Origin of the sequence: Sphingopyxis sp. 22461 (genome assembly GCF_052044915.1) — a bacterium.
Lineage (GTDB): Bacteria > Pseudomonadota > Alphaproteobacteria > Sphingomonadales > Sphingomonadaceae > Sphingopyxis.
Window position 1 is genome coordinate 34,592 of record NZ_JBQENY010000011.1, and the last position, 13,692, is coordinate 48,283.

The window sequence follows — 13,692 nt, forward strand, 5'->3', positions numbered from 1 at the left end:
AAAATCAGGCGGCGGGTTCGGGATTGGGGTTCTTGCCCCCGCCCGCGATCCATTCGTCGAGCACGCGCTCGAGCGTCGGCAGCGGCACCGAGCCGAGCCCGAGCAGCGTGTCGTGGAACCAGCGCTGGTCGAAACTGGCGCCGAGTTTCGCTTCGGCCTCGGCACGCTTGCGGCGGATCAGCATCTCGCCGAGCTTGTACGCGAGCGCTTGGCCCGGATCGTTGATGTAACGATCGACCTCGATCGTGATCTCGTGATCCGACAGCGCTGTGTGCGCCTTCATGAAATCGAGCGCCTGCTGGCGCGTCCAGCCCTTGTGATGCAGCCCGGTGTCGACGACGAGCCGCGCCGCGCGCCACATCTCGTACGTCTCGCGCCCGAACTCATCATAGGGCGTCTCGTAAATGCCCATCTGGATGCCGAGCCATTCGGTATAGAGCCCCCAGCCTTCGCCATAGCCCGAGAAATAGGTCGTCCGACGGATCTGCGGCCGGTCGGGCGCCTCGAGCGCGAGCGCCGCCTGAAAGCTATGCCCCGGCGCGCATTCGTGCGCGGTCAAAGGCGGGATCGTATAGAGCGGCCGCGCGGGGAGGTTATAGGTGTTCATCAGGCAGCTCTCGAGCCCCCCGTTTCCGCCGGTGGCGAAGGGCGCGATATTGTCGGGCGTCTGGCGGATCGTGAAGCGATAGCGCGGCAGATGGCCGACGAGGAATTTGAGCTGGCCGTTGATCCGGTTCGCGACATAGGCCGATTTCGCCATCAGCTCGTACGGGGATTTCGCGGTAAACTGCGGATCGGTCTTGAGGAAGTGGAGGAAGCCGGCGAAATCGCCCGTCCATCCCGACTTCTTCATCGTCGCCTGCATGTCGGCGTCGATCCGCGCGACCTCCTTGATCCCGATTTCATGGATCTGCTCGGGTGTCAGGTCGAGCGTCGTATATTGGCGAATCTTCGCGGCATAATAGGCCTTGCCGTCGGGCAGCGCTTCGCCGGCAATCGCGGTGCGCGCCTTGGGGATATATTCGTCGCGGACGAACGCGCGCAGCTTTGCGAACGCCGGTGCCGCAGCAGCGACCGCAGCGCGGCCCTCGGCTACCAAAGCCGTGCGTTCGGTTTCGGGGATGCTGCCGGGCATTGCAGCGAAGCTGGTGAACAGCGGGTTCTTGTCGACATCGGCCGACGCCAGCGGTTCGATCGGCGCGTCACGGCCGGCTAGCGAGACCTGCGGCTTGGTGAAGCCGCGCTTGAGCCCTGCGCGCATGTTGACGATCTGCTGATCGACATAACGCGGCATATCGCCGAGCCGCTTGATATAATTGCGATAGGCGTCGGCGTTCGGCAGCCCGCCGCGCGGCGCGATCCACGTCCAGAAAAAGAACGGATCCTCATATTCGCGGTATTTCTGCTCGACCCCGAACTCTTCGAGTGCGGTCTTGAACACCTCGGCGTTGATCCGCTCTTCGGGCGACAGCTGGTCGAACGGGATCTTGTTGAGCTCGGCCAGCGCATTGTTCCAATAGGCGGCGCGGCGCGCCTGGCTTGCGGCATCGACGCTCGGAAAGCGGTCGCTGCCGTCGCGGTCGCCGTCCGGGTCGAGCGCGAGCTCCTGCGTGCGCCATTTCCACTCGGCATCGTAAAGCGCCTTCAGCCGCGCGTCTGCCGACTGTGAGGCCGATTGCGGAGCTTGCGCGAAAGCGGGAGCGCCGAGGGCGATGGCCGAGACGGCCAGCAGTGCGGGAGCGAGATATCGCATCGAAATTTCTCCTGTTAATCAGTAACCGGCCGCGAGGCCGGCGCGGCGAGGATCGGCGACGCCGGTCAGGCTGCCGTCGGGATTGCGCTGGATCGCCTGGATCGATCCGAAGTGCCAATTATAGGGGGCGGTCGGGCGGACATTGACGCCGTAGCGCGTCTTGAGTTCGTCGCGCACGGCCTGCGTCACGCGGCTTTCGACCACCATCGGCACGCCCGCCTGCGACCCCTGGAAACGCGGCGCGTCGACCGCCTGTTCGAGCGGCATGCCATAACCGAGCAGGTTGATCAGCGTGATCGTCACCGCGCGCGACGACAGGCCGGGCGAGCCGATCGTCATCCATGGCTTGCCGTCCTTCGCGACCATCGTCGGCGGGAAGGGCGAGATCACGCGGCGGCCAGGTCCGGCAGTGTTGCCGGGGAAATTATTGCCGCTGTTCATCGCGATCCCGTCGACCACCATGCCGGTCGCGAAGGTGCTGCCGTAAACCGAGTGGGTGACCGAGGCCATATTGCCCTGCGCATCGACCGCGACGAGATGGTTGGTGTCGGTCGAGTGGCGGTCGTGGCTATCGAAGGACGCCGCGAGTTCGAGCGCGCTTCCCGGCGTGGCTGCGGCTTGCGGCGCTACGGCGGGCTTGGGCAGGCTTGCGGTCACCTGCGCCGCAAAGCGCTTCGCATTGTCTTTCGACAGCAACATCTCGGTCGGGACATCATAGCTCAGCGGATCGCGCACGAACTCATCGGTCGCGGTCTCGGCGAAGCCGAAGGCGCGGCGGATCAGTTCGAGCGCCTCGGCCGACTGCGCATAATGCGGCCGCGCTTTGAGGTCGTAATTCTCGACGACGTTGAGCACCATCGAGATCAGCGTGCCCGCGGTCGACGGCGGCGGCGCGCCGATGACCTCGTAACCATTATAGGTCGAACGCAGCGGCATTTCCCAGCGCGCCTTGTACCCTGCAAGCTCCTCGGCGGTCAGCCCGCCGCCGGTCGCGCGCACCGCGGCGACGAAGCGCTGCGCCCATTCGCCGGTGTAGATATATGATGGTCCTTCGGCGGAAATGCGGCGCATCGCCTGCGCCAGCCGCGGATGCTTCACGATCGTGCCGACGGGCGGGACATAGCCGTCGGGCAGATATTCCTCGCGCCCCGAAGGGTAAGCGGAAAGCCGCGTCAGCGCCGCCTCGGCGAGCTCGCCATAGAGGAAGCTATACATCGGGTAGCCATCGTCGGCGAGCTTGATCGCGGGGGCGAAATAATCGCCCCATTTGAGCGTGCCGAAGCGGTCCGCCGCCGCCTTCATCCCCGCGACCGTGCCGGGGATGCCGATGCGCTTGCCCGACGTGTCGGGCAGTCGCTCGCCGCCGCCGCCGGTATATTGCGCCCAGCCGCCGCCGACCTGTGCGTCCTTGGTATGATCGAGCTCGGCGTCGAGATAATGATATTCGCGGGTCTTGGCGTCATAATAGAGGATCGAGACGCCGCCCGCGAGGGTCGTCATCTGCGGTTCGATCACCGCCTGCATCGGCACCGCGGTCAGCACGGCGTCGAGCGCGGTGCCGCCTTTCTTCATCACCTCGACCATCGCCTTGGTCACGGTGGGGTTCGACGAGGACGCCATCGCCGACTTGGCGTGGACCGCGGGCTTCGCGCCCTGTTCCTGCGCGAGCGTGGGCTGTGCGAATATCACAAGCCCGAGCGTGACCAGCAATCGACAGCGTCTATCCATTTTTGCGACCCCCTGTTTCATCGTCGGATTAGCCGTGCGTCAAACCGTCCCTTCGGCTGAAGCGGGCGTGAAGATGCGGACGCCGAAAACGGGGCCGCAGCGTGTCGTGTCGTTGGCGGGCTGGAAGCGGACGGTAACTTCGCCCTTGCCGCGGGTCAGGTCGGCCGGGATCGGATAATCGATCGTGAAAAATTCGCCGGGGTGCCCGCCGTCGAGTGCCTGCGTCGCGATCTTCGTTCCGTCGATGAGGATATCGAACAGCTTGTTCCGCTCTTCGCCCCAATAGGTCGCCTGCAGCACCAGCGGTCCGGGGCGCACCTTCGCTCTATATTCGAAAAAGCCGAAGGTCCGGGCATCGCGCCCGTGGCGCCCGCGATAGGTGACGGCATAGCTGTTCTTGGCGGTCAGCCCATGGTCGCGCTCGGGCTGCATCTCGCCCAAATTCATCACATCGACCGACCGGCGCGCGAGATCCTGCTGGCGCGCATGCTCGGCGGCAAAGGCGACCTGCTCGCGCGCCCAGCCGGCGTCGTCGAAGCTTTTGAAATAGACCGCGGTGCGGCGATCGCGCTGCTGGTAAAAGGGTGCGAAGCTGAGGTCGGCGGGCCTTGCGATGCCGGTCGTACGGAAACGACCTGCCGCGGCATCGACCGGCGCGAAGCCCGCGAGCAGATCGGCCGCGACGAGCGCGGGAGCGGGCCCCTCGAACGGCTGGTCGGCGGGGCCGAGGTCGGCGGCGAGTACGACGGGGCCGTGGAGCAACGCGACGGTCGCCGGATCGTCGTTCGCGGCTTCGGTGCGCAGCCGCATCGGCAGCGTCAGCGCGACCCGGTCGCCCTTCGCCCAGCGGCGGCGGATCACCGCATAATCGCCAGAGGTTCCCGCGGGCACGGATTTGCCGTTCACCGTCAGCGCCGCGCCCTCGCACCAGCCGGGAATTCGCAGCGCGACGGCAAAGTCGCGTGAGCGGCCCAGCGTCTCGAGCGTGAGATCGACCCGATCGCCGAACGGGTAGGCGGTCTCCATCCGGAAGCTCGCGCCCTGGCTTTCCCATGTCGCGGTCGAGGCGATGTAGAGGTTCACGAGCAGCGTATCGCCGCTCTGCCACCACACCGAATCGCCATGCTTGGCGTGGCTTTCCATTCCCGACCCGACGCAGCACCAGAAATCGTCGAAGGGTTTGGAAAATTTGCGCGCCGACCCCGACATCAGCGGCACCATATAGGCGAACATGCCCGTCGCCGGGTCCTGATGCGCGAGGATATGGTTGGTGTGCGCGCGCTCATAATAATCGAACAGCCGCGCCTCGGGCCGCCAGCCATAGAGGTGGCGGGTGAGCTTGAGCATATTATAGCTGTTGCAGCTTTCGCACGTCTGCTCGGTGATATGTTTCGAGATCGTCCGCGGCGCCGGGAAATATTCGCGGTCGGCATTGCCGCCGATGACGTAGGAATAGTCGCGGATCACCGTTTCCCAGAAGAAGCGCGCCGCCGCCGCGTCGCCCGCCTTGCCGGTCAGCTCGTGCAGCCGCGCGAGGCCGATGATTTTCGGGATCTGGGTGTTGGCATGGATCCACGGCAGCGAATCCGTGCCCTCGCTGAGCGGGTCGAGTATCTTGCGGTGCCGCAGCCGCTCGGCGAGGCGCAGCCAGCGCGGGTCTTTCGTTCGCGCGTGCAGCTCGGCAAAGCTCTCGTTGATCCCGCCATGCTCGCAATCGAGTATCTGCTGGACCTGATCGTCGTTCAACGCTGCGAACACGCCATCGATATAGGTGCCGAGCCCGACCGCGACGGGTAGCGCCTTCGCATTGCCGCAAAGCTCCTGCGCGTCGAACAATCCGGCGAACAATTTGTGCCAGTTGTAGAAGGGCACCCAGCAGCCGTTGAGGTCGAACCCCATCGAACGGATGTCGCCGCGCGTCAGCTCGGCGAAGATAGTCTTGCCGTCCTCGACGACATCGCCGCGCTTGCGCGTGAAACCCGCGACATAGCCGTCGCCATGCGCCGCCTGCGCCGCGGCGAGTTCGTCGACGATATAAAAGGCGCGGCGTTTGCATTCTTCATCGCCCGTCTGGGCATACATCAGCGACAAGGCGGTCAGATAATGGCCGAGGCTGTGCCCGGCAATGGTATCGCTTTCCCACCCGCCATAGACCGTACCCTTGGGTTCGAGCCCCGCGCTGGCGCGAAAATTATGAAGCAGGCGGTCGGGTTCGAGTGCGTGGAGATAGCGACGATTGCCTTCGATCGCCTCAAGCCAGGGCGATTCGAGCAGGCGGACTGCCGACAGGGGCAGCGGTTTGGCTGGCCCGAACGTCGTGGTCGAAACGGGGGCGGCGCGGGCGAAAACAGGGACAAGCGCGGCGGCTGCGGCGCCCGCGAGCAGGGTGCGGCGATCGACGTGCCATATTTGCATCATGCTCCCCTGAGACTTCGCTCGCCTTGGCAACAGCATATTATATAGTATACGAATTTAGCAAGCGGCTATAATGGCCCTTGGAACATTTGCTGTGAGATGAGTGATGAGCGACGAAAAAGTCCGACTTTCGCTGGATGACGTGGCGGCGCTGTCGCGCGAAATCCTGACGCACCACGGCCTCGCGCCGCAGCATGTCGAGGCGGTGACCGAAACCATCGTCGCCGGCGAACGCGACGAATGCGCGAGTCACGGGATTTATCGCCTGCTCGTTTGCGTCAACACGCTGAAAACAGGCAAAGTGATCAAGGATGCCATCCCCCTCGTGTCCGATATCGCGCCCGCGCTGGTTCGGGTCGATGCGGGCGGCGGCTTTGCCCAGACCGCGTTCGGCGCCGGGCTGCCGACGCTCGTCGAAAAGGCACGGCGGAATGGAATTGCGGCGCTCGGGATCAACAATTGCGTGCATTTTGCGGCGCTCTGGCCCGAGGTCGAAGCGGTTGCCGCCGCGGGCCTCGTCGCCTTCGCCTGCACCCCCAGCCACGCGTGGGTCGCCCCGGCCGGCGGCATCAAGCCGCTGTTCGGCACCAACCCGATCGCGTTCGGCTGGCCGCGCCCTGGCGCCTATCCCTATATCTTCGATTTCGCGACGAGCGCGGTCGCGCGCGGCGAGATCGAACTGCATCGCCGTGCAGGCAAGCCGATTCCCGAAGGCTGGGGCATCGACGCCGAAGGGCGACCGACGACCGATGCCAAAGCCGCGCTCGACGGCGCGATGCTGACGTTCGGCGGGCACAAGGGGTCGGCGCTCGCGACGATGGTCGAACTGATCGCGGGGCCGCTGATCGGCGATCTCACCAGCGCCGAATCGATCGCGCTCGACGATGGCGCCGGCTCATCGCCGATCGGCGGCGAATTCATTCTCGCGATCGATCCCGCGGGCTTCCTCGGTGCCGAGGCGGCGAAGCATATCGAACGTGCCGAAGCGGTGTTCGACGCGATCACCGGGCAGGGCGCGCGCCTGCCGTCGCAGCGCCGCTTCGAGGCGCGCGCGCGCAGCCTCGCGAATGGCGTGCAGGTGCCACGTCCGCTCTACGACGACGTGCGCGCGCTGCTGGGCTAGCTCAGCCGAACGGCCGGTCGATCGCGGGCGAGGGTTCGGTGAACCATTTGGCGCCGCTTTCGGTCATGTAGAAATGATCCTCGAGCCGGATGCCAAAGCGGTCGGGGATAACGATCATCGGCTCGTTCGAAAAACACATGCCGGGTGCGAGCGGGGTCGTGTCGCCGCGCACCAGATAGGCGGGCTCGTGGATCGACAGCCCGATGCCGTGACCGGTGCGGTGCGGCAGGCCGGGCAGGCGATAGTCGGGACCCAGCCCCGCCTTTTCGAGGACCGCACGCGCCGCCGCATCGACCGCCTCGCACGGCGCGCCGGGCAGCGCGGCGTCGAAGGCCGCGGCCTGCGCTTCCTTTTCGAGCTCCCAGATGTGCCGCTGCTCCGCATCGGCGTCGCCGAAGACATAGGTGCGGGTGATATCCGAATGATAGCCTTCGACGACGCAGCCGACGTCGATCAGCACGACGTCGCCTTCGTGCAATTGCGCGTCGCCGGGAAGTCCGTGCGGAAAGGCGGTCGAGCGGCCGAACTGGACGATGCAGAAATCATTGCCGCCCGGCGCGCCGATCGCGCGGTGCGCCTCCTCCAGAAAGCGTGTGACCTCGCTCGCGCGGATGCCGGGGGTAAGGATGCGCGCGGCGCGGCGATGCACTTCGAGCGTCATCGACTTCGCCTGCTGGAGCAGCGCGAGTTCGGTGGCGGATTTAACCATCCGGCAGCCGTCGACAATCGGCCCGCCGTCGACGATGTCGAGCGCCGGACCGGCGCGGCGGATGCGATCGACGAACAGGAACGCCATGCCCGGATCGATCGCGAGCCTGGTCGCACCAATCTCGCGCAAGGCACCGACCACCAGTTCGGACGGACTCTCATCCTCCTCCCACAATCGCAACTCGACCTCGATCTTGAGGTCGGCCTCGAGCGTGCCGAGCTCGAACGCGGGCGCGATGACGATGGGTTTTCCCGTGCGCGGCAGCAGCATCGCGACCAGCCGCTCGCTCGCGCCCCACGGGATGCCGGAAAAATAGCGCAGGCTCGCGCCCGCCCCGACCAGCAGCGCGTCGGCGCCGTTCGCGTGCATCAGTCGCCGCGCCTTTTCGATTCGTTGCTCGCGCTCCGCCGCGGTGATCGGCGCGGCGCGATCGACCCAGGGGGCGATGGCGGCGAGTTCCTGTGCGGCGGTCGATCCGCCGATTCCGTTGGTCATGTCAGGCTCCAAAACGCTTGAGGTCGAAGGGGGCGAGGTCAAAGGGCGGCGCGTCGCCAGCGACGAGCGCGGCAACGGCATCGCCCGTCGTCGCGGCGAGGGTCAGGCCCAGATGCTGGTGGCCGAACGCATAGAAGAGGTTCGCCGCGCGGCCGCTCCGCCCGATCGCGGGCAGATAGTCGGGCAGCGTCGGACGCGCGCCCATCCATTCGGCGCCGGGCAGTCCAAAGGACAGGCCGAGCGCCGCGACATGTTTTCGCAGCCGCGCCCATTTGCGCGGATCGGCGGGGCTGGCGCCGCGGCCGAATTCGACGAAGCTCGCGGCGCGCAGCCCCGAGCGGAAGCGGGTGACGATCATCGACCGGTCCTCGAACACCACCGGCGGCATGTCATGCGGCCAGCCGGTGTCGGCCGACTGGATATGATAGCCGCGCTCGGCGATGATCGGCACGCGCTGGCCGATCGACGCCATCAGCGCGCCCGACGCGGCGCCGCCCGCGATCACCATCGCATCCGCGGTATGGCGTGTACCGTCCGCAGCGATGGCGACGGCGCGGCCGTCCTCGATCGCCAGCCGGTCGATCCTCGCTTCGATTCGCGAACCGCCGGCCGCATCGAAGCCCGCGCGCAGCGCCGCGCCCAGCGCATCGAGGTCGGTGATCTGGCCCGATCCCGCAATATGGACGGCTCCCGCGACCGACGCCGAGGTGAGCGCGGCCAACCGCGTTATCTCGGCGGGCGTTGCATCGCGCATCCTCGCTTGGCCGATATCGGTCGCCGCCCAGTGCGCGCGGCCAGCGTCGGCGCTCGCGGCGCTTTCCCACAGGATATAATGGCCATCCTCGACGAGCAGGTCGCCCGCCCCGATTCGGCCCAGCAACCGGCGCCACGAACCCATCGCATCGCCCAGCGCCTGACCGAGCGCCGCGCGGCCGGCCGCGAAGCGCACGGGGCTCGTCGCGGCGACGAGCCGCAGCGAGAAGGGCAGCCACGCGCCGATATCGCGCAGCGGCAACGACAGCGCGCCGCCCCGCCAGAACAGGCGGCGCGGCATCGAGCGGATCGTCGCGCGCGACGCGAGCGGTTCGACCTGTTCGATGGCGATATGACCTGCATTGCCCCATGATGCGGCAGGGGATGCCGGGGGCGAATCGATCAATGTGACTGAAATATCGCGTTTTTGTAGCGCGAGAGCGGTGGCGAGTCCGACGACGCCACCGCCAATTACGACGGCATTCTGTGGATCGGACGAGCGAGATGGAAAATCATTTGGCATCTTGTATCATATACCGTATACGATCTGAAGCTTCAACGGAGGTAATGAATGAGCGTGATAAGGACACTGTGGGAGGGCGTATATCCCGCAGCTACCACTCAATTCGCCGAAGATCTGTCGGTCGATTTCGATGCAACCCAGCGCGTGCAGAGCGCGCTTGTCGATGACGGGGTGACCGGGCTCATCATTCTCGGCACGTGCGGCGAGAATAATTCGCTCGAGCCCGACGAAAAGCGGAATATCCTGAAAGGCGCGGTCGAGGCGGTTGCCGGGCGCGTGCCCGTCGTCGCGGGCGTGTCCGAACTCACCACCGCGCGCGCGATCCAATATGCGAAGGATGCCGAAAAGCTCGGCGCCGATGCGATCATGCTCTTGCCCGCGATGGTCTATGTGCCGACCCCCGAAGAGCTGCAGGCGCATTTCCGTGCCGTTGCCGAGGCGACCTCGCTGCCGGTCATGCTCTATAACAATCCGCCCGCGTACCGCGTCGACGTCGATTTCGCGACGCTCGAGGCGCTGCGCGATGTGTCCAACATCGTCGCGATCAAGGAAAGCGCGCCCGATCCGCGCCGCTTCACCGATGTCTTCAACCGTTTCGGCGATCGCTATACGGTGATGGCCGGACTCGACGACGTCGCGCTCGAGGGCCTGTTCCTCGGCGCCAGTGGCTGGGTCTCGGGGCTGACGAGCGCCTTCCCGACCGAATCGGTTCGCCTTGTCGCGGCCTTCAACGAGGGCCGGCATGACGAGGCGCTGGCGATCTATCGCTGGTTCATGCCGCTTCTCCATCTCGACGCCGACCGCGATCTGGTCCAGTCGATCAAGCTCGCCGAAGAGATCATGGGGCGCGGTTCCGAACGCGTCCGCATGCCGCGCCTGCCGCTCGCTGGCCAGCGCCGCAAGGATGTGATCGCGATGGTCGAAAAATGCGCGGCGACGCAGCCGAGCAAGATCGCGGCCTGACGAGCCAGGGAGAGTCCATGCGCCACACCTTCTTCTGCATCGACGGCCACACTGCCGGAAATCCGGTCCGGCTGGTCGCCGGTGGTGCGCCGCTCGTCCGCGGTGGGTCGATGGGCGAGCGGCGCCAGGATTTCCTCGACCGGTTCGACTGGATCCGGACGAGCCTTTGTTTCGAACCGCGCGGGCACGACATGATGTCGGGCGGATTTCTTTATCCGCCCACTCAGCCGGACAGCGACATCGGCATCCTGTTCATCGAAACGAGTGGCTGCCTTCCGATGTGCGGCCACGGGACGATCGGGCTCATCACCTTCGGGCTCGAGAATGGGCTGATTACCCCGCGGGTGCCCGGCAAGCTGCGCGTCGAGGTTCCCGCGGGAACGATCGACATCGAATATGGCACCGAGGGTGACCGGGTTTCGTGGGTGCGGATCCGCAACGTGCCCTCCTATCTCGCAGCCGAGGGGATCGAAATCGACGTCCCCGGCTTCGGCCGGCTCAAGGTCGATGTTGCCTATGGCGGCAATTATTATGCGATCATCGAGCCGCAGGGCCCCTATATCGGTCTCGATGCGCTCGGCGCGGCGCGGATCGTGGATCTGAGCCGCACCATTCGCTCGCTGATGCAGGCGGCGTACGAGCCGGTGCATCCCGTTGACGACCGCATTCGGGGCGTCAGCCATGTCATGTGGACCGACCGGCCCAAAGGTGAAGGCGCCGACGGCCGCAACGCGGTCTTTTATGGCGAGCGCGCGATCGACCGCAGCCCGTGCGGCACCGGCACGTCGGCGCGGATGGCGCATCTCGTCGCCAAGGGACGGCTGCAGGTTGGCGACCGTTTCGTCCACGAAAGCTATATCTGCAGCCGCTTCATCGGACGGGTCGAGGACAATGCGATGCTCGGCGATACGCCCGGCATTATTCCCTCGATCGAGGGATCGGCGATCGCGACCGGATTCAACACGATCTGGGTCGATCAAGCAGACAGCTTCTGGAATGGATTTTCGGTGCTATGAGGTCTGTATGAGCCTCATCATCCGAAACCTGTCCGACCAGCTGGTGGACCTCGTCCGCGACCGCATCCTTTCGGGCGGCGTTTCCAGCGAACATGCAATCCGCCAGGACGCGCTGGCCGCCGAACTCGGCGTCAGCAAGATCCCGCTACGCGAAGCGCTCGCCCGCCTCGAAGAGGAAGGGCTGGTCCGATCACAGGCGAACCGCGGCTTCTTCGTGCGGTCGCTCAGCGCTTCGGAGGCGCAGGAAGTCTATGAGCTGCGTATCAAGCTGGAACCCGACGCCACCGCGCGCGCCGCGCTGCTCGCGACCGAGGCCGATCATTCCCATGCGATCGAAACGCTCGATACGCTCGACCATGTCACCGATGAGCATGGCGACGGGGTCGGCGCCTTCAACCGCGCTTTCCACCGCGCGCTGTTCCGCCCGTGCGGCCAGCCTGTCACGATCACCATTCTCGAGCGCCTGCAGGTGCTCTCCGAACGCTATGTGCGCGTCCACCTCGAACCGCTGGGGCGCGACGAGCGCGCGAACGAGGAACATCACCAGCTGCTCGAGGCGTGGCTTGCGCGCGATGCGGACAAGATTGCGGTGCTGGTCGATGCGCATATCCGCAAGACGCTGGACGATCTGCGACAGCAGCTCGTCGACGATTAACAGGGGGGCCGGCTGCCGTCGGCTCCAGATAAGGGAGGAGCAATAGGTGGCAGCAGGTTTTTTCGGGCCGATAAAGCCCATCGCGGTCGCGCGGCAGGAGGCGGGGCATAGCCTGCGCGCCACGCTCAGCTGGCCGCATCTTGTGGCGCTGGGGGTCGGCGCGATCGTCGGAACGGGTATCTACACGCTGACCGGCGTCGGCGCCGAGCGCGCGGGCCCCGCGGTGATCCTCGCCTTTGCCATTGCCGGTGCGGTCTGCGCCTGCGCCGCGCTCGCCTATGCCGAACTTGCGACGATGATCCCCACGTCGGGCAGCGCCTATACCTATACCTATTCGGTGCTCGGCGAGACGCTCGCGTGGATCGTCGGGTGGAGCCTGATCCTCGAATATTCGCTTGCCTGTTCGACCGTCGCGGTCGGCTGGTCGGGTTATCTGGTCGGCTGGATCCAGTCGGCGGGCATCCATCTGCCCCCCGCCCTGCTATCCGGCCCGCACGCCGGCGGCATCGTCAACCTGCCTGCCGTCCTCGTCGCGCTTGGCGTAGCCGGCATGCTGATGGCCGGGACGCGCGAAAGCGCGACGCTCAACATCATCCTCGTGATCATCAAGCTCGTCGCGCTGTCGATCTTCGTCGCCTTTGCGGCGCCCGCCTTTAACGCCGATAATCTCCAGCCCTTCATGCCCTATGGCTTTGCCAGCCATGTCGATGCGAGCGGCGCGACCAAGGGGGTGATGGCGGCTGCCGCGATCGTCTTCTTCGCCTTCTATGGCTTCGACGCGGTCGCGACCTCGGCCGAGGAAACGAAGAATCCCAAGCGCGACCTGACGATCGGCATCATCGGGTCGATGGCGATCTGCACGCTCATCTACATGCTCGTCGCGGTCAGCGCGGTCGGCGCGATGCATTATACGACGCTCGGCAATTCGCCCGAGCCGCTCGCGCTGGTGCTCCGCACGCTCGGCCACCCGGTCGCCTCGCACCTCGTCGCGCTCGCGGCGCTCATCGCCTTGCCGTCGGTCATCCTCGTGATGATGTACGGCCAGAGCCGCGTCTTCTTTGTGATGAGCCGCGACGGCCTGCTGCCGCGTTCGCTGAGCCGCGTGTCCGAACGCACGGGGACGCCGGTGTTCGTCACCGGCGTGACGGGCGTCTTCGTCGCCGGCGTCGCGGGCTTCTTCCGCCTCGACGAAATCGCCGAGCTGGCCAATGCGGGCACGCTGATCGCCTTCATCGCGGTCGGCGTCTGCCTGATGGTGCTGCGCAAAAAGGCGCCCGACCTGCCGCGCGTGTTCCGCTGCCCGGCGCCCTATCTGGTCGGCACGCTCGCGGTGCTCGGCTGCCTCTATCTGCTGTTCAGCCTGCCCAGCATGACGCTGGTCCGCTTCCTCGGATGGAACATCCTCGGCATCCTCGTCTACTTCGCTTACGGCCGCGCGCGCAGCCTCGCACGGCGCGATCAGGCGGTCGTCGGAATCTGACAGGGCCCGGCGCGGCAATCGTCGGCCGGTCGGGCTATCGAAGGGCTATGGGGCAGCAATGTCCCATAGCCCTTTCGGT

Annotated in this window: 10 protein-coding genes; 5 read left to right on the top strand and 5 right to left on the bottom strand. The window is 66.0% G+C overall.

From position 1 onward, the window contains the following. Positions 1-4: 4 nt before the first annotated feature. Genes ACTJI5_RS18050 through ACTJI5_RS18060 form a run of 3 tightly spaced genes read right to left on the bottom strand, consistent with a single transcriptional unit; the run spans position 5 to position 5,896 of the window. Positions 5-1,753, bottom strand: a complete 1,749-nt coding sequence (locus ACTJI5_RS18050) for a DUF885 domain-containing protein (RefSeq protein ID WP_440861278.1) — start codon at positions 1,751-1,753, stop codon at positions 5-7. Positions 1,754-1,771: 18 nt separating this feature from the next. Next, the gene (locus ACTJI5_RS18055; protein WP_440861279.1) at positions 1,772-3,481 is read right to left on the bottom strand and encodes a gamma-glutamyltransferase family protein; all 1,710 of its coding nucleotides are present in this window, start codon (positions 3,479-3,481) and stop codon (positions 1,772-1,774) included. Between the two features lie 39 nt (positions 3,482-3,520). Beyond that, a complete protein-coding gene (locus ACTJI5_RS18060; RefSeq protein WP_440861280.1) occupies positions 3,521-5,896 on the bottom strand; it encodes a beta-L-arabinofuranosidase domain-containing protein in 2,376 nt (791 codons plus the stop codon). A gap of 106 nt (positions 5,897-6,002) precedes the next feature. Here ACTJI5_RS18060 and ACTJI5_RS18065 point away from each other — a divergent pair, with 106 nt between their 5' ends. Then, positions 6,003-7,019 (top strand): Ldh family oxidoreductase, encoded by a 1,017-nt coding sequence (locus ACTJI5_RS18065; protein ID WP_440861281.1) that lies wholly within the window; start codon positions 6,003-6,005, stop codon positions 7,017-7,019. 1 nt (position 7,020) lies between these two features. Here ACTJI5_RS18065 and ACTJI5_RS18070 read toward each other — a convergent pair whose 3' ends face one another. Beyond that, positions 7,021-8,223: a M24 family metallopeptidase gene (locus ACTJI5_RS18070; protein WP_440861282.1), complete on the bottom strand. Its 1,203-nt coding sequence runs from the start codon at positions 8,221-8,223 to the stop codon at positions 7,021-7,023. Position 8,224: 1 nt separating this feature from the next. Next, on the bottom strand, positions 8,225-9,499 hold the full coding sequence (locus tag ACTJI5_RS18075) for an NAD(P)/FAD-dependent oxidoreductase (protein ID WP_440861283.1): 1,275 nt from the start codon (positions 9,497-9,499) through the stop codon (positions 8,225-8,227). Between the two features lie 48 nt (positions 9,500-9,547). Between ACTJI5_RS18075 and ACTJI5_RS18080 the strand changes: the two genes are divergently transcribed. Genes ACTJI5_RS18080 through ACTJI5_RS18095 form a run of 4 tightly spaced genes read left to right on the top strand, consistent with a single transcriptional unit; the run spans position 9,548 to position 13,613 of the window. Next, the gene (locus ACTJI5_RS18080) at positions 9,548-10,462 is read left to right on the top strand and encodes a dihydrodipicolinate synthase family protein (protein WP_058537505.1); all 915 of its coding nucleotides are present in this window, start codon (positions 9,548-9,550) and stop codon (positions 10,460-10,462) included. A gap of 17 nt (positions 10,463-10,479) precedes the next feature. After that, positions 10,480-11,478: a 4-hydroxyproline epimerase gene (locus ACTJI5_RS18085; RefSeq protein ID WP_440861284.1), complete on the top strand. Its 999-nt coding sequence runs from the start codon at positions 10,480-10,482 to the stop codon at positions 11,476-11,478. 7 nt (positions 11,479-11,485) lie between these two features. After that, positions 11,486-12,133 carry a GntR family transcriptional regulator gene (locus tag ACTJI5_RS18090; RefSeq protein ID WP_058537504.1) on the top strand — a complete coding sequence of 216 codons (648 nt, stop codon included), beginning with the start codon at positions 11,486-11,488 and terminating at the stop codon, positions 12,131-12,133. Positions 12,134-12,179: 46 nt separating this feature from the next. Next, a complete protein-coding gene (locus tag ACTJI5_RS18095) occupies positions 12,180-13,613 on the top strand; it encodes an amino acid permease (RefSeq protein ID WP_440861285.1) in 1,434 nt (477 codons plus the stop codon). Positions 13,614-13,692: the final 79 nt, after the last annotated feature.

What these genes read in the sequence shown, in the direction of transcription:
- ACTJI5_RS18050 (WP_440861278.1), bottom strand. Translation starts at nt 1,753, where the DNA reads ATGCGATATCTCGCTCCCGCACTGCTGGCCGTCTCGGCCATCGCCCTC.
- ACTJI5_RS18055 (WP_440861279.1), bottom strand. Translation starts at nt 3,481, where the DNA reads ATGGATAGACGCTGTCGATTGCTGGTCACGCTCGGGCTTGTGATATTC.
- ACTJI5_RS18060 (WP_440861280.1), bottom strand. Translation starts at nt 5,896, where the DNA reads ATGCAAATATGGCACGTCGATCGCCGCACCCTGCTCGCGGGCGCCGCA.
- ACTJI5_RS18065 (WP_440861281.1), top strand. Translation starts at nt 6,003, where the DNA reads ATGAGCGACGAAAAAGTCCGACTTTCGCTGGATGACGTGGCGGCGCTG.
- ACTJI5_RS18070 (WP_440861282.1), bottom strand. Translation starts at nt 8,223, where the DNA reads ATGACCAACGGAATCGGCGGATCGACCGCCGCACAGGAACTCGCCGCC.
- ACTJI5_RS18075 (WP_440861283.1), bottom strand. Translation starts at nt 9,499, where the DNA reads ATGCCAAATGATTTTCCATCTCGCTCGTCCGATCCACAGAATGCCGTC.
- ACTJI5_RS18080 (WP_058537505.1), top strand. Translation starts at nt 9,548, where the DNA reads ATGAGCGTGATAAGGACACTGTGGGAGGGCGTATATCCCGCAGCTACC.
- ACTJI5_RS18085 (WP_440861284.1), top strand. Translation starts at nt 10,480, where the DNA reads ATGCGCCACACCTTCTTCTGCATCGACGGCCACACTGCCGGAAATCCG.
- ACTJI5_RS18090 (WP_058537504.1), top strand. Translation starts at nt 11,486, where the DNA reads ATGAGCCTCATCATCCGAAACCTGTCCGACCAGCTGGTGGACCTCGTC.